This is a genomic window from Rahnella sikkimica, assembly GCF_002951615.1.
GTDB lineage: Bacteria > Pseudomonadota > Gammaproteobacteria > Enterobacterales > Enterobacteriaceae > Rahnella > Rahnella sikkimica.
The window spans coordinates 1,958,119-1,974,250 of sequence record NZ_CP019062.1 but is presented as its reverse complement, the minus strand read 5'-3'; the positions used below and the strand labels follow the sequence as shown (position 1 = coordinate 1,974,250).

The 16,132-nt window shown below is 52.9% G+C and carries 15 protein-coding genes; 11 read left to right on the top strand and 4 right to left on the bottom strand.

What is annotated here, in order from left to right:
• Window positions 1–248: 248 nt before the first annotated feature.
• From arnB to BV494_RS08905, 11 genes are all read left to right on the top strand, one after another.
• On the top strand, window positions 249–1,391 hold the full coding sequence (gene arnB, locus BV494_RS08955) for a UDP-4-amino-4-deoxy-L-arabinose aminotransferase (protein ID WP_104922560.1): 1,143 nt from the start codon (window positions 249–251) through the stop codon (window positions 1,389–1,391).
• Entirely contained in the window at window positions 1,391–2,371 is a 981-nt protein-coding gene (gene arnC, locus BV494_RS08950) for an undecaprenyl-phosphate 4-deoxy-4-formamido-L-arabinose transferase (RefSeq protein ID WP_104922559.1), read from the top strand. The genes arnB and arnC overlap by 1 nt, the downstream gene beginning before the upstream one ends.
• Window positions 2,371–4,353: a bifunctional UDP-4-amino-4-deoxy-L-arabinose formyltransferase/UDP-glucuronic acid oxidase ArnA gene (arnA, locus tag BV494_RS08945; RefSeq protein ID WP_104922558.1), complete on the top strand. Its 1,983-nt coding sequence runs from the start codon at window positions 2,371–2,373 to the stop codon at window positions 4,351–4,353. Before arnC ends, arnA begins: the two co-directional genes overlap by 1 nt.
• A 13-nt stretch (window positions 4,354–4,366) precedes the next feature.
• Entirely contained in the window at window positions 4,367–5,266 is a 900-nt protein-coding gene (gene arnD, locus BV494_RS08940) for a 4-deoxy-4-formamido-L-arabinose-phosphoundecaprenol deformylase (RefSeq protein ID WP_104922557.1), read from the top strand.
• On the top strand, window positions 5,266–6,936 hold the full coding sequence (gene arnT, locus BV494_RS08935) for a lipid IV(A) 4-amino-4-deoxy-L-arabinosyltransferase (RefSeq protein WP_104922556.1): 1,671 nt from the start codon (window positions 5,266–5,268) through the stop codon (window positions 6,934–6,936). The genes arnD and arnT overlap by 1 nt, the downstream gene beginning before the upstream one ends.
• Window positions 6,933–7,265: a 4-amino-4-deoxy-L-arabinose-phosphoundecaprenol flippase subunit ArnE gene (gene arnE / locus BV494_RS08930; protein ID WP_104922555.1), complete on the top strand. Its 333-nt coding sequence runs from the start codon at window positions 6,933–6,935 to the stop codon at window positions 7,263–7,265. The genes arnT and arnE overlap by 4 nt, the downstream gene beginning before the upstream one ends.
• Window positions 7,262–7,651: a 4-amino-4-deoxy-L-arabinose-phosphoundecaprenol flippase subunit ArnF gene (gene arnF / locus BV494_RS08925; RefSeq protein WP_104922554.1), complete on the top strand. Its 390-nt coding sequence runs from the start codon at window positions 7,262–7,264 to the stop codon at window positions 7,649–7,651. Before arnE ends, arnF begins: the two co-directional genes overlap by 4 nt.
• A gap of 154 nt (window positions 7,652–7,805) precedes the next feature.
• Complete coding sequence (locus tag BV494_RS08920) at window positions 7,806–8,285, top strand: NlpC/P60 family protein (RefSeq protein ID WP_104922553.1); 480 nt, start codon at window positions 7,806–7,808, stop codon at window positions 8,283–8,285.
• Window positions 8,286–8,382: 97 nt separating this feature from the next.
• Window positions 8,383–9,396 (top strand): lipoate--protein ligase, encoded by a 1,014-nt coding sequence (gene lplA / locus BV494_RS08915; RefSeq protein ID WP_104922552.1) that lies wholly within the window; start codon window positions 8,383–8,385, stop codon window positions 9,394–9,396.
• A gap of 377 nt (window positions 9,397–9,773) precedes the next feature.
• On the top strand, window positions 9,774–10,517 hold the full coding sequence (locus tag BV494_RS08910; protein WP_369694487.1) for an EAL domain-containing protein: 744 nt from the start codon (window positions 9,774–9,776) through the stop codon (window positions 10,515–10,517).
• A 141-nt stretch (window positions 10,518–10,658) separates the two neighbouring features.
• Window positions 10,659–12,113: a protein adenylyltransferase SelO gene (locus tag BV494_RS08905; protein WP_104922550.1), complete on the top strand. Its 1,455-nt coding sequence runs from the start codon at window positions 10,659–10,661 to the stop codon at window positions 12,111–12,113.
• A 64-nt stretch (window positions 12,114–12,177) separates the two neighbouring features.
• Here BV494_RS08905 and BV494_RS08900 read toward each other — a convergent pair whose 3' ends face one another.
• Genes BV494_RS08900 through BV494_RS08885 form a run of 4 tightly spaced genes read right to left on the bottom strand, consistent with a single transcriptional unit; the run spans window position 12,178 to window position 15,845 of the window.
• The gene (locus BV494_RS08900; RefSeq protein WP_104922549.1) at window positions 12,178–12,966 is read right to left on the bottom strand and encodes a heme ABC transporter ATP-binding protein; all 789 of its coding nucleotides are present in this window, start codon (window positions 12,964–12,966) and stop codon (window positions 12,178–12,180) included.
• A complete protein-coding gene (locus BV494_RS08895; protein WP_439958378.1) occupies window positions 12,959–13,987 on the bottom strand; it encodes a FecCD family ABC transporter permease in 1,029 nt (342 codons plus the stop codon). Before BV494_RS08895 ends, BV494_RS08900 begins: the two co-directional genes overlap by 8 nt.
• Window positions 13,984–14,814: a heme/hemin ABC transporter substrate-binding protein gene (locus BV494_RS08890; protein WP_104922548.1), complete on the bottom strand. Its 831-nt coding sequence runs from the start codon at window positions 14,812–14,814 to the stop codon at window positions 13,984–13,986. The genes BV494_RS08895 and BV494_RS08890 overlap by 4 nt, the downstream gene beginning before the upstream one ends.
• Complete coding sequence (locus tag BV494_RS08885) at window positions 14,811–15,845, bottom strand: hemin-degrading factor (RefSeq protein WP_104922547.1); 1,035 nt, start codon at window positions 15,843–15,845, stop codon at window positions 14,811–14,813. The genes BV494_RS08890 and BV494_RS08885 overlap by 4 nt, the downstream gene beginning before the upstream one ends.
• Window positions 15,846–16,132: the final 287 nt, after the last annotated feature.

Sequence of the window (16,132 nt, the reverse complement as noted above, 5' to 3'; positions counted from 1 at the left end):
TAAAGTTCATTTTTTTAATGAAAAAATAAATAATACAACCCTTTGTTATTGAAGGTTTTTGCGTTTTCCTGCTGTTTATTTCAACTCTATTTACTTTCTGTTTAACTTCACAAAACTGGAAAATCCTTAAGGTTAAATTAAGCTTAAACCGACATGATAAGAGTGATAAATTCAGGGTGGCGTTTACTTACGGTTAAATAAATGCGGTCTAAAGTCGTTGTGAGTTAATTACCTTTTGGGATAGCGTAATGGAAAACTTTTTGCCTTTCTCCCGCCCGTCGATGGGTGATGAAGAGATTGAGGCTGTGGGGCAGGTTTTGCGCTCCGGTTGGATCACCACCGGGCCGCAGACACACCAGCTCGAACAGGATTTTTCTGCAGCTTTCGGTTGTAAGCACGCGATAGCGGTCAGTTCTGCAACTGGCGGTATGCACGTAACGTTGATGGCGCTGGGCATTGGCCCCGGCGATGAAGTGATTACCCCTTCCCAAACCTGGGTTTCCACCCTAAACATGATCGTTCTGCTGGGCGCAGAACCGGTGATGATTGATGTTGATCCCGATACCCTGATGGTCAGCGCAGAAGCTATAGCTGCAGCCATCACGCCGAAAACCAAAGCGATTATTCCGGTTCACTACGCGGGCGCACCTTTGGATCTTGATCCGATTTATGCTGTGGCAAACCAGCACGGTATTCAGGTTATTGAAGACGCTGCGCATGCCGCCGGCACGCGTTACCGTGACCGGTGGATTGGTGCGCAGGGCACCGCTATTTTCTCCTTCCACGCCATCAAAAATATGACCTGTGCAGAAGGTGGTCTGATCGCCACCGATGACGACGTGCTGGCAGATAAAGTGCGGGCACTCAAATTCCACGGTCTGGCTGTTGATGCGTTTGATCGTCAGGTTCAGGGACGTAAACCGCAGGCGGAAGTTGTTGAGCCGGGTTTCAAGTACAATCTTTCTGATATTCATGCTTCTATTGCTGTTGTGCAGCTTAGGCGTCTGACGGAGATCAACGCCCGCCGTACCGAACTGGCGCAGCGTTATCTCGATCAATTGCAAGGTTCTCCGTTCCTGCCGATGGGCATTCCGGCGTATCCGCATCTGCACGCATGGCATTTATTCATGATTCGCGTGGATAAAGAACGCTGCGGGATCACCCGTGATGCGCTGATGGAACGCCTGAAAGAGCAGGGCATCGGAACGGGTTTACACTTCCGTGCCGCTCATACTCAAAAATATTACCGCGAACGCTATCCTGACCTGAGTTTGCCTAACAGCGAATGGAATACCGATCGTTTATGCAGTCTGCCGCTGTTCCCGGATATGCAGGACAGCGACGTTGACCGTGTTGTCGCGGCTCTTTTTTCCCTTCTGGAGGCCCAGTAGTGGCGCAATATGAACCTATTCGTAAAGTCTCGGTTGTTATCCCGGTCTATAACGAAGAAGAAAGTCTGCCGGCGTTGCTGTCCCGGACGCAGGCCGCGTGTCGGCAATTAACGCAGCAATACGAAATTATTCTGGTCGATGATGGCAGTGCGGATCGTTCCGCCGATATGCTCACCGCCGCGGCAGAAGAAGCCGACAGTCACATTATTGCCGTTTTGCTGAACCGTAATTACGGTCAGCACTCCGCGATTATGGCCGGTTTCAGCCATGTCTCGGGTGATCTGGTGATTACGCTCGACGCCGACCTGCAAAACCCGCCGGAAGAAATTCCGCGCCTCGTGGCGAAAGCGGATGAAGGTTTTGACGTTGTCGGCACTGTTCGTGCAAACCGTCGTGATTCCTGGTTCCGAAAAACCGCATCGAAAATGATCAACATGATGATCCAGCGCGCGACCGGGAAATCGATGGGTGATTACGGCTGTATGCTGCGTGCTTACCGCCGTCACATCATCGAAGCCATGTTGCACTGCCATGAGCGCAGCACGTTTATTCCCATTCTGGCGAATACCTTTGCGCGCAAAACGGTAGAAATTCCGGTTCAGCATTCCGAACGCGAATTTGGTGATTCCAAATACAGCCTGATGAAACTGATCAACCTGATGTATGACCTGATCACCTGTCTGACCACAACACCGCTGCGCATGCTCAGCGTGGTGGGCAGCGTAATTGCCATCTTCGGTTTCCTGCTGGCCGTATTCCTGATTTTAATGCGCCTGATCAACGGCCCTGCCTGGGCGGCTGAAGGTGTGTTCACGCTATTTGCATTGTTATTTATGTTTATCGGTGCGCAGTTTGTGGGTATGGGTTTACTCGGTGAATACATCGGGCGTATCTACAACGATGTTCGTGCACGTCCCCGTTATTTCGTTCAAAAAGTCGTCGGAGTTCGTTCCGAAGAAAACAGTCAGGAAGAAGAGTGATGAAAGCGATAGTATTTGCCTACCATGATATCGGTTGCGTTGGTTTACAGGCTTTAGTTGATGCAGGCTACGACGTACAGGCAGTCTTTACCCATACTGATGCCCCGAATGAAAACCAGTTTTTCTCTTCAGTCGCCCGTATGGGTGCTGATTTGAATCTGCCGGTTTATGCCCCGGAAGATGTTAACCATCCGCTGTGGGTTGACCGCATTCGTGCCCTCCAGCCAGATGTGATTTTCTCTTTCTACTACCGCAATATGCTGAGCGAAGAGATTTTATCTCTCGCGCCGCGCGGTGGCTTCAACCTGCATGGTTCCCTGCTGCCGCGTTATCGTGGTCGCGCACCGGTTAACTGGGTGCTCCTGAACGGTGAAACGGAAACCGGCGTTACCCTGCACAAGATGGTAAAACGTCCAGATGCAGGCGATATCGTTGGCCAGCATAAAGTTGCGATTGCCGCCGATGATACGGCGCTGAAACTGCATGCCAAAGTGCGTGAAGCGGCAAAAGAATTGCTGACCACCCTGCTGCCGGAAATGAAAGCAGGCAAAATCACCCTGACGCCACAAGACGAAACGCAGGCGAGCTATTTTGGCCGTCGCACAGCGGCGGACGGTGAAATTCACTGGCACAAATCGGCAACCGAAATCCATAACCTGATCCGCGCCGTGACCGAACCTTATCCGGGCGCGTTCTCGTTCCTGGGCCAGCGTAAACTGACTATCTGGCGTGCGCGCCCGCTGGCGATTCAGCATGACAAACAGCCGGGCACCGTGCTTTCCTCTGATCCGCTGACCATCGCCTGTGGCGAAGGCGCGCTGGAAGTGCTGGCCGGGCAGAGCGAAAACGGCCTGTATGTACAGGGTTCCCGTCTGGCACTTGAGCTGGGCATCATGCCGGAAATGCGCGTTGCCACGCTGCCAACGGCCGTGATGAAACGCCGTACCCGCGTTCTGATTTTGGGCGTGAACGGCTTCATCGGTAACCACCTGAGCGAACGTCTGCTGCGCGAAGATCGTTATGAAATTTACGGTCTGGATATCAGCTCTGACGCGGTCAGCCGCTTCATGGACAATCCGCATTTCCACTTTGTCGAAGGCGATATCAGCATTCATTCCGAGTGGATCGAATATCACATCAAAAAATGTGATGTCGTGTTGCCGCTGGTGGCTATCGCAACGCCAATCGAATATACCCGTAACCCGTTACGCGTATTCGAACTGGATTTCGAAGAAAACCTGAAGATCGTCCGCGACTGCGTGAAATACAAAAAACGTATTATCTTCCCGTCCACGTCTGAAGTTTACGGCATGTGTGATGACAAAGAGTTTGATGAAGATAACTCACGCCTGATTGTCGGCCCGATCAACAAACAACGCTGGATTTACTCCGTCTCCAAGCAACTGCTGGACCGCGTAATCTGGGCTTACGGCGCGAAAGAAGGGTTGAGATTTACCCTGTTCCGTCCGTTTAACTGGATGGGACCACGTCTGGATAACCTGGACGCGGCACGTATCGGCAGCTCACGCGCTATCACTCAGCTGATCCTCAACCTGGTTGAAGGTTCTCCGATCAAACTGGTTGACGGCGGCGAGCAAAAACGCTGCTTCACCGATATCAATGACGGTATCGAAGCGTTATTCCGCATTATCGAAAACCGTGACAACCTGTGCGACGGTCAGATCATCAACATCGGTAACCCGACCAACGAAGCGAGTATTCGTGAGCTGGCTGAAATGTTGCTGAGCAGCTTCGAAGCCCATCCGTTACGTGCACAGTTCCCGCCTTTTGCCGGTTTCAATCTGGTCGAAAGCAGCACGTACTACGGTAAAGGTTATCAGGACGTTGAGCACCGCACGCCGAGCATCAAAAATGCGCGACGTCTGCTGAACTGGAAACCTGAAATCGGCATGGATAAAACCGTCGCTGAAACGCTGGATTTCTTCCTGCGTTCTGTCAATCCTGACGCTGACAAAGCCTGAAACGGTGTCTGTGATGAAGAAAGTGGGTCTGCGCATTGATGTAGATACCTGGAGTGGCACCCGCGAGGGTGTCCCTCAGCTTCTGCAAGTCCTCTCGAAACATAACATTACCGCCAGTTTCTTCTTCAGCGTCGGGCCGGATAACATGGGGCGTCACTTGTGGCGCCTGCTTAAACCGCGCTTTTTGTGGAAGATGCTGCGCTCCAATGCCGCCTCGCTGTATGGCTGGGATATCCTTCTCGCCGGTACCGCATGGCCAGGAAAACACATCGCCCGCGACCTGGGTTATCTGATGAAAGAAACCGCCAAACGCGGCCATGAAGTCGGTTTGCACGCCTGGGATCATCAGGGCTGGCAGGCAAAAGTCGGTAAATGGTCTGAGCAACAGCTTGAGCAGCAAATTAAGCTGGGGCTGGATGCACTGGAAAAAAGCCTGGGTCACGATGTCGAATGCTCCGCTGTTGCAGGCTGGCGCGCCGATGAACGCGTGATTGAAGTGAAAGAGCGGTTCCATTTCTATTACAACAGCGACTGTCGCGGGAAATATCCTTTCCTGCCGGTGCTTGAAAACGGCACGCTGGGCACGGTGCAAATCCCGGTAACATTACCCACTTACGATGAAGTCGCCGGTGGCGAAATTAATGCAGACAACTTCAATGATTTTATCCTCAATGCCATTATTGAGGATCAGGGTGTACCGGTTTACACCATTCATGCAGAAGTTGAAGGCATGTCGCTGGCTGCGCAGTTCGATGAGTTATTAATTCGTGCCGCCGCGCAGGGGATCCAGTTCTGTGCGTTAGGTGAATTACTGCCTCAAGATCTCAGCACGTTGCCAAAAGGCAAAGTGGTTCGCGCCAGTTTCCCCGGTCGGGAAGGCTGGTTAGGCTGTCAGCAAGAAGGTTTTTCCTGATGTCTAAATCCATGAAGGGCGTATGGAGCACAATAATTTTAGTGTTCTTTGCGCTGGTTTATCTTGTACCTCTTAATTCCCGCCTGTTATGGCAGCCCGATGAAACCCGTTATGCCGAGATCAGCCGCGAAATGTTACAGCGCGGCGACTGGGTGGTGCCGCATCTTTTGGGTTTACGTTATTTTGAAAAACCGGTGGCTGGCTACTGGTTCAACAACATCAGCCAGATGATCTTTGGTGACAGCAATTTTGCCGTTCGCTTTGGTTCTGTGTTCAGCACAATGCTGAGCGCGTTACTGGTCTTCTGGCTGGCGAATCTGATGTGGCGTAACCGCCAGACGGCCTACATTGCCACGCTGATTTATCTTTCCTTCACGCTGGTATTCAGTATCGGTACTTACAGCGTCATGGATCCGATGATCACGTTGTGGATGACCGCCGCGATGGTCGCCAGCTATTTCTGTCTGCGCGTTTCCGGCACACGTCAAAAAGCGCTGAGCTGGATTGCGCTGGGTCTGGCCTGCGGTATGGGTTTCATGACCAAAGGGTTTCTGGCGCTGGCGTTACCGGTGATTGCGGTTCTGCCGATTGTCTGGCGTGAGAAGCGATTCAAAACCCTGTTTGGCTGGGGCCCGCTGGCGATTGTGGCGGCGGTTGTTCTCAGTCTTCCGTGGGTGCTGGCTATCGCGCGTGAAGCACCGGATTTCTGGCGTTATTTCTTCTGGGTTGAGCATATTCAGCGTTTCGCTGAATCCAATGCGCAACACAAAGCGCCGTTCTGGTACTACCTGCCTGTCTTATTATTAGGCGCTTTGCCGTGGCTGGGTCTGCTGCCGGGGGCATTGCGTGATGGTTGGACCAAACGTGTGCTGCGGCCGGAATTATTCTTCCTGCTGAGCTGGACGATTATGCCGCTGATTTTCTTCAGCGTGGCGAAGGGTAAATTGCCGACGTACATCCTGCCTTGCTTCGCACCTCTGGCATTGCTGATGGCCGATCATCTTGATCAGCTCATTCAGTCCGGAAAATTGCGGGCGCTGAAAGCCAACGGCACCATCAATATCGTGTTTGGCGTATTAATGGCGGTCGCGGTTCTGGTGATCTCCGGCATCTTGCCGCTGCATGTCAAAGCCGTGTTTACCCGCGCTGAATTGCCTCGTGCTCTGATTGGTATTCTGTGCTTTGCCGTGTGGGCGCTGGCCGGGGCGATGTCACTGACTGACGTGAAAAAACGCTGGTACTGGGCGGCAGCGTGTCCGCTGGTGCTGGCGCTTCTGGTCGGTCAGGCAATTCCGCAAAAAGTCATGGATTCCAAACAACCGCAGGGGTTCATCGGGCAAAATGCTGCGCTGCTGCAAGACAGTCGTTATGTCTTGTCGGATAACGTGGGGATAGCAACGGGCTTAGCCTGGGTGCTTAAGCGCGACGATATCATCATGTTTGGTGAGAAGGGCGAACTGGAATATGGCCTGAGTTATCCGGATGCGGCGTCAAAATTTGTCGATTCTGCGGATTTCCCGGACTGGTTACAAAAAGCACGTCAGGAAGGAAATGTTTCGGTGATCCTCCGACTTGATAGAAATGCGGGCATCTCCGGGAAACTTCCGCCGGCAGACCAGACGGTACAGATAGAACGTCAGGCGCTGCTGTTCTACAAAAAACTTCCATGACAGGATTCCTTCTGGTTCTTGCCGTAAGCATCATTACCTGTGCCGGTCAGCTTTGTCAGAAGCAGGCCGCACAGGTTGCGGGTGATGGCCTGGCCCGCGTCTTGCGCTGGCTCGGCCTGGCGGTATTGTTGCTGGGCATTGCGATGTTGTTGTGGTTGCGCGTGTTGCAGCTTCTGCCGCTCAGTCTGGCGTATCCGATGCTTAGTCTGAATTTTGTGCTGATCACACTCTGTGCGCGCTGGTTTTTCAAAGAATACGTTGATGCCCGCCACTGGTGTGGTGTGGCACTGATCATGGCCGGTATTGCACTAATGAGTGTCAGCTTATGAAAGGGTATTTGTGGGGCGGGGCGAGCGTTCTGCTGGTGACGGCGGCACAGTTGCTGATGAAATGGGGCATGGTACAGATCCCGTTACTTTCACTGGCGGAGCTCAATATTCCCTTTTTAGTTAACCATTTAAGTCCGCTGATTGCCGTCTTTTTGGGGCTGTGCGGGTATGCCTTTTCGATGGGATGCTGGTTCTTTGCATTACGCTATTTACCGCTGAACCGGGCTTATACCTTGCTGAGTTTAAGCTATGCGCTGGTGTATATCGCGGCGGTGACGCTGCCGTGGTTCAACGAAAGCATCAGCTTAACCAAAACGCTGGGCGGGCTGCTGATCTTGTCCGGTGTCTGGTTAATTCACAGCAAACCGGTAAAAAGCGTCCATTAAAAACAGCTTTAAACGGTAAAAAACATTATTAAATATTGGATGACGGATAAAATAGCGCTAAATTCTATTAGTTCTTAGATAACGGCGACTTATCCGGTCCGCGCAAATCCCCGCGTCTGACCCTGCCGTGATGCAATTCAAGAAGGAATGCACTATGCGCTGGTCATCAGTATCCCTGTATTCCCTGCTGGCTGTTGCTGCGCTGATTCTTAACGGCTGTAGCAGCCACGCGCCCCCGCCAAGCGGACGTTTCGCCGATTCAATTACGGTCGTTGCAGAACTGAATGACCAGCTCAGTCAGTGGCACGGCGCGCCTTATCGCTACGGTGGATTGCAACCCAGCGGCGTTGACTGCTCAGGCTTTGTATTCCGCACCTATCGCGACCGGTTTGGTGTGGTTCTGCCGCGAACAACGGCCGATCAAACAAAAATCGGCACCAAAGTTTCACGCGATGAACTCCTTCCCGGCGACTTAGTTTTCTTCAAAACCGGCAGCGGCGAAAATGGATTACACGTTGGTATTTATGATACCGCCGACCAGTTTATCCACGCCTCGACCAGCCAGGGCGTAACGCGTTCTTCACTGGATAATGTTTACTGGCGTAAAGTTTACTGGCAGGCAAGACGCATCTGACGCCGCGCCGTAAACGTATTCCCCCTGATTTCGCTGCGTATTTCATCCTGTTTTTTGCTGTTATTATCAGAGCAGACTTTTTCAGGATGAATATGCGATGAAACCTCTCAGACTCTTACTTTCCGACTCTTACGATCCCTGGTTCAATCTTGCCGTGGAAGACTGTATTTTTCGCGAGATGACCACGCAGCGGGTTCTCTTTTTATGGAGGAATGCCGAAACCGTGGTCATTGGGCAGGCGCAAAATCCGTGGAAAGAATGTAATACACGCAGGATGGAAGAAGACGGCATTCGTCTGGCGCGCCGCAGCAGCGGTGGTGGGGCGGTTTTCCACGATCTGGGCAATACGTGTTTTACCTTTATGGCGGGCAAACCGGAATACGATAAAAGCGTCTCGACCGGTATTATCCTTAATGCCTTAAAAAGCCTGGGCATTGATGCCAGCGCGTCAGGGCGCAACGATCTGGTTGTTCAGACTGCCGAAGGCGAAAGGAAAATCTCCGGATCGGCTTATCGCGAAACGGCAGATCGTGGTTTCCATCATGGCACGTTGTTGCTCAACGCCGACCTGAGTCGTCTGGCAAACTACCTCAATCCCGATATTAAAAAACTTCAGGCGAAGGGGATCACATCAGTCCGTTCGCGGGTGGCGAATCTCAATGAATTTGTCCCGGATATTAACCACGAGCAAATTTGTCAGGCCGTGACCACCGCATTTTTCGATTGGTACGGCGCGGGCGTTGAGCCTGAAATTATCTCTCCCGATGTTTTCCCCGATATTCCCGGCTTCCCTGAACGGTTTGCCAAACAAAGTAGTTGGGAGTGGAACTTTGGTAAAGCGCCAGCGTTCAGCCATTTACTCAACGAACGTTTTGTCTGGGGCGGGGTGGATATCCATTTTGACGTGGAAAAGGGCTCCATCAGCCGTGCGCAAATCTTCACTGACAGCCTGAATCCTGCGCCTCTGCTTGCGCTGGCCGATGCACTGGTGGGAACGCGTTACCATGCGCAGGATGTCACGCTGACCTGTCAGAAAATCACCGCCCGCTATCCGGCAATGCAGGCAGAGCTCGACGAACTGCAAAGCTGGCTGGTGCGCAGTATTTCATAAGCCACTATAACCATTAGCTAAAGTATTCAGTGAAAGGCTTAATTGTGCGATTGCACAATTGATAATCGAAATTTTGTCAAAATATGTCTGATAGCGCTCACAGACGAAGTTGCGCGTTTGCAGCACTGACGATAAGATTAGTCCGAAAGCCCCTTGCTGACTGAATGACGCCTCAAAACGAAGGCGCAAAGGGGAGACATACTCTTACATTTTTTGATCTCACCGCCGTTCGCGAGATCAGCGCTCTACCCTTGAAACCGGATAGGCTCTTTCTTGATATCAATTTCTCTAATATTTCGGTTACGCCTCGGGGCTCCGGTATCTTTATGATCTGATTGATAGTCAAAAAAGTTATTAATCAATTCGCAGTGCCGTTGATGTTTTGGATAAAAATGAAAATACAATTCGATACGGCCTTTAACAGCAGCTATCTGTGCCAGCCGGTTTACTCAATCGAAGGGAAATTACTCGCGATAGAATTGCTGTGTCGTTTTTCCAGCGCAGACAGCAAGTTAATCATGCCAACAGAGCTGGTGCTGAACCTGCTGACGCCGCCGCAGCTACAGCGTTTTCTTAATGAGCAACAAATTTGGGCTAATGAACATGCCCGGTGGTTTAGCGATAACCAGGTCATTTTAAATATCGGCGTGGAAGAAAAACAGGTTGCGCTATTGCTCGAAGATGAAAATCTTCGCGATGCCTTTAAGGCGCACCCTTTTATTCATCTGAACCTGAGCGAATCATTCCCGCAGCTTTCTGAGGGACGGAAAAATTCGCAACTGATGGCGTTGAAACAGCACTTCCCTTTGTGGCTTGAAAATTTCGGTTCGGGCAATGTCACGATGGCACCGGTTTTTGATCATCTGTTTCAGTGGGTGAAGTTGGATAAAAATCTGTTCTGGCAGCTTTATGAGGGTGAGCATTTTTCCATCGTGATGCCGTCGCTCCTGAGAAATGTGAACAGGTTCTGCCGGAACGTTGTTGTGGATGGTCTGGACAGTCAGGATTATTTTGATGCTTTGCGTAAAACCGATGTCCAGGGCGTCAAAGGGTTACTCTGGCCGGGTGTTGAACCGGCAGCGCTCGATAAGTTGCTTGTGCGGCCTGCCCAATTTCATTAATCGTTAATCTCAGCACCGATACCAGTATCCCGGTCAGCCCCGCTGCACCGGGATTTTTTATGTCCGGAGCGGATAATCTCCTTGCTGTTACTCCGTGTTAATCCGCGCAATGCCACCCTACACTAAAGAAAAGGGGGATTTATGCCGCAATTCGAACACCATTACGCTGACCAACTGGACGGTTTTTATACCGCGCTTCAGCCCACGCCGCTCAAAGGCGCGCGCCTTCTTTACCACAGCGAACCGCTGGCCCGCCAGCTCGGGCTGGAAGACACGCTCTTTAACGCTGAACATCGGGAATTCTGGTGCGGCGAGAAATTCTTTCCTGGCATGCTGCCGCTGGCGCAGGTTTACAGCGGCCATCAGTTTGGACAATGGGCCGGACAACTGGGCGACGGGCGCGGGATTTTACTCGGCGAGCAGGTTTTGCCTTCCGGGCAACGTGTTGACTGGCATCTGAAAGGTGCAGGGCTGACGCCTTATTCACGAATGGGTGATGGTCGCGCCGTATTGCGCTCGGTGGTCCGTGAGTTTCTGGCCTCCGAAGCGCTTCATCATTTATCGGTGCCGACAACCCGTGCGCTGTCGATTGTCACCAGCGATGAACCGGTATTTCGTGAACAACCTGAACGCGGCGCAATGCTGATGCGTGTAGCGGAAAGCCACATTCGTTTCGGTCACTTCGAACATTTCTATTACCGCAAACAACCTGAACAGGTGAAGCAACTGGCGGATTACGTGATCGCCCATCACTGGCCGCAGTTGCTGGAAAGCGAGCCTGACGACGCGCGGCGTTATCAGCAATGGTTTTCAAGCGTGGTCGAGAGAACCGCTGCACTTATTGCTCAGTGGCAAAGTATCGGGTTTGCGCACGGCGTGATGAACACGGACAACATGTCGATTCTCGGCCTGACCATTGATTTCGGTCCTTACGGTTTTCTGGACGACTATCAGCCGGGGTACATCTGCAATCACTCTGACCATCAGGGACGTTACAGCTACGATAATCAGCCTGCGGTGGCGTACTGGAATCTTCACCGGCTGGCGCAAACGCTGTCCGGCCTGATGAGCACCGAACAGTTACAGGCTGCGCTGGACTGCTACGAACCGGCGCTGATGAAAACCTACGGGACGCTGATGCGCGGCAAACTGGGCTTCTTCACGGAAGATAAACGGGACAACGATTTGCTGACCGGACTGCTCAGCCTGATGGCAAAAGAAGGCAGGGACTTCACGCAGACTTTCCGGCTGCTCAGCCATGTGGAACAACAACAGGCGCAATCCTCGTTACGCGATGAATTCATTGATCGCGCGGCGTTTGACAGCTGGTATCAGTCCTACCGTGAACGTTTACAGACAGAAAATATCGACGATGCGACCCGCCAGCAGGCCATGAAGCAAAGTAATCCGCGGATTATTTTGCGTAATTATCTCGCGCAGCAGGCGATTGAAAAGGCGGAAAAAGACGATGTCAGTGCGCTGGCACAGTTGCATCAGGCGCTTCGCGACCCCTACAGCGATGATGCGCAATACGATGCAATGGCGGCATTACCGCCGGACTGGGGAAAACACCTGGAAATTTCCTGCTCCAGCTAAGGCGCAGTTAAAAAATGCCACAATCCCGAAACGGCATTGTGGCATTTTTGCATTGAGGCCGCGTTTACTGACGCAGGAAAACCTGCGGTAAAGCGGTTTCCGGATGCGGACAGACGTTCAGATCAGCCTGATACCAGCGGCTCAGCGTTTCTTCGCTCAGCACTTCAGCCGGTGTACCGCTGGCGACAACTTTACCGCTGTGCAGCAAAATAATTCTGTCGGCATACAGCGCTGCCAGATTGAGATCGTGCAGCACGCAGCAAACCGACAATGGCGTTTTCAGGGTCAGTTCGCGCAAGAGGCGCAATGCATGTTGCTGATGATATAAATCCAGCGCCGACGTCGGTTCATCCAGAAACAACCAGCGCGGCGCAGGAGCCGGTTGCCAGAGCTGGATCAGCACACGCGCAAGCTGAACCCGCTGCTGCTCACCGCCAGACAAATGGCGATAATCGCGATCCGCCAGATTTGTACAGCCGGTTTGTGTCATCACTTCATTGAGCGCATGTTGCATATGCTGCTGGCCGTGCGGCGAACGCCCGAGCGTCAGCACTTCACGCACGCTGAAGCCGAACGCCATCGTGCTGTTCTGGCGCATTACCGCGCGTGTGCGCGCCAGATCTTTTGATGTCCAGTCAGTCAGCCGTTTTCCCTGCAAAGTACAGTGCCCGGATTGCGGCGTCAGATAGCCGGTCAGCATACGCATCAGCGTAGATTTCCCCGCGCCATTTGGCCCGATCAGCGCGACCATTTCCCCGCTTTTAAGGTTCAGTGAGACGTCATCAATTAAACGACGTCCCCCGGCGGAATAGGACAGGTTTTCCGCCACCAGCAACGAAGTGAGATCAGACATTGCGCGGCACTCCGGGACGTAAAATTAACCATAAGAAATACGGGCCGCCCAGCAGACTGGTCAGCAGACCCACCGGCATTTCTGCGGGTGCCACCAGCGTTCGTGCCAGCGTATCGGCCAGTAATAACAGGCAGGCTCCGGCCATGGCAGAGCCGGGCAACAACCAGCGATGATCCGCACCCAGCCGCATGCGCAGCAGGTGAGGAATCACCAGACCAATAAAGCCGATAACACCGGAAACCGCGACCGCAGCGCCCACCAGCAGCGCGCTCAGGAGTAATAATTGCAGTTGAGTTCGGCGGACGTTGACGCCAAGGTAATGCGCATCTTCCTCACCGAGTTGCAAAATATTCAGGCGACGCGCCATGAACAAAGTGACAACGCAGGCCGGCAATATTAACGACGCAGCGACGGCAAGCGTCGGCCACTGAGCCTGCCCCAGGCTGCCCATGCTCCACAACGAGAACTGGCGCAATTGCTGGTCATCGCTTACGTAAGTGAGCACGCCAACCGCCGCGCCGCAGAGGGCATTAATGGCAATCCCGGCGAGAAGCAAACGCGACAATCCGCCATGCCCGAAACGGCTCAGCGCAAAGACGATGGCCGAAATCGCCAGGCTTCCCGCAAAAGCGCTGATCATGTGACCGTAGAGTGCCAGAATCGGCGGTAGCGAAAGCGGCATGACAATGGTCAGTGCCACCGCCAGCGCCGCACCGCTGCTGATCCCAAGCAAACCGGGATCCGCCAGCGGGTTGCGAAACAACCCCTGCATCACGGCACCGGAACAGGCCAGCGCGCAGCCGACCACCACGGCCAGCAGCACGCGGGGCAGACGAACGGTCAGCCAGATTTGCCATAATCCGTCGTCAAAAGGCCGCGTTAACAAGGTACGCAGTGACAACGCCATCGCCCCGGTATTGGCTGCCAGAATAGCCAGCACCAGCAGAGCACCACCGAGGCCGATCAGCGCCCAGACAGGAGAGCGGCGTCGGGACGGCATTGGGGGGCTCATGCTGCTCATTTGGCTTGTTCCGCCGCCTGACGCAGCTGTGCCATCACGACCGGCGTTTGCAGACCAAAGCCCAGCAGGGACATATCATCAAGCACTAAAACGCGCTTGTTTTTGCCTGCCGGCGTCATGGCGACGCCCGGTAATTTCCAGACCTGATCCATGCCGCCCAGCGTTTTCACGCCGTCGGATGTCAGCAACAAAATGTCCGGAGCGCTGGCTATCACGCCTTCCTGCGAAAGCGGGCGATAACGGCTGAAGCCCTGCATGGCATTTTTCGCACCCACGGACGTGATCATCGCGTCAGCAGCGGTATCCTGGCCTGCTGCCATGGACGACATGCCGCCGTGGCTCATCACAAACAGGATTTTTACCGGCAAAGCATCGTGATGAATGGCTTCAAGTTGAGAACGGTAAGTGGCGATCAGTTTTGCACCTTCTGCCTGACGGTTGAGCGCGCCTGCAATCACTTCAATCTTTTTAGGTACAGTATCGACCGAAGCCGTTCCCGGCACGCGAATCACCTTCACGCCGTTTTGCGCCAGTTGCTGCAAAACCAGCGAAGGTTCAGCCAGCTCGCTGCTCAGCACCATCGAAGGGTGCATTGACAGGATCCCTTCGGTGTTGAGCTGGCGCATATAACCGACATCCGGCAGTTTCAGAACTGCCTGCGGACGCAGGCTGGTGCTGTCGCGTGCCACCATTTCATCACCCGCGCCGAGGGCGTAGACAATTTCGGTCACATCGCCGCCGATGCTCACCAGCTTCTCTGCGGCGTGGAGCACGGGTGCCGACAAAATTGCCGCAGCGGCAATCAGTGCTTTCAGAGATGTTTTCATGCGGCGACGCCTTCGTTGCTCAGTTGCGCCAGTTGTTCGCGCCACTGAGCCTGTTCTGCCGTGCCTTCGGTGCGCTGACCGTACAGTTGCGCAATCTGCGTGCCGTCTGCGGCAAACAATTCCAGGCTGGTGACAAAACCGTCTTTGGTTGGCTTGCGGGTGATCCAGCTTTCAGCGATGGCGCTTTCTACCAGATGAAGGGTGAAACGTTCATTGAAAACGTTAATCCATTCGCCGTGCGGCATCACTTTTTCAATCTGGCCGGTGAAGATTTGAACGCAACCGCGGTTGCCAACGAAAATCATAATTTCGTTCTGGTCGTCTTTTGCAATGTTCAGCAGGCGGGTCAGTGAACCGTTTTCGACGCGCCATGCCAGATCGTCGCCTACCGCTTTGAAAGCCTGCTGGCGTGTCACATCATGACGTTTGAGGAGCTGGAAGAACTGATGAACATCCGTCATTGCGCGCCAGTCAGCATCGATACTGTGGGTATCAGAAGCTTTTGCCGGAGCCACAGGCGTGACCGGCTCAATCTGCAGCGGAGGATTGACATCAGTTTTGTATTGGGCAATCAGCGCGTCCCAGGCTGCCATGTCGGTTTCGTCGGTGTTATACACTTTATGAACCGCGTCGCCGTGTGCATCAAAGAACTGAATGCTGTGACGCACACCGCGCGCTGTATTTTCAGACATGCTGAAAATGTGCAGCCAGTGCTGAAGGAAAAGACGTAAATCCAGCGCGCGTGGATTCAGGATAAGACCCGCATGGCCGCTGAGGTGCTGATTTTCGTAGCTGCCCTGCTGTTCGTGAACCGCATAATCATTGCGGGTAATGGATTTCGTCCCACCCACATTTTCCAGTGCGGCCAGCAATGTACGGGCATCAACATCCAGTTTCACGGCATCATGTGAAACGCGTAAAGACGTTAACTCGGCTTCACTGATACCTAAAATTTCCGCCAGATCGCGGGCGTATTTACCGGGATTGGCTTCTTTGGCCTGTAAATAGTCCTGATAGTGAACTGAATGCATTGCTGTCTCCTCGTTGTCTTTAACGTTATCCGCCATCTGACGGATAAAAACTCGCGTTGTTATGTGAATGATTTGTAAAAATATTTGGGCCAGAGACCCGCTAATTTCTTTTTTTGGTAATGGGAATTAATATCAATTTGATAATCATTATCAAATCATTATCCGGACACATCAAGAAGATTTTTGTTGATGGAATGTAATTATTTGCAGATAACCCATTAATTTACGAAGGATAAACAGCAGCGTAACTCGAAGGAAGCGTATGAATGGGCGGAGAATTGTCGGGG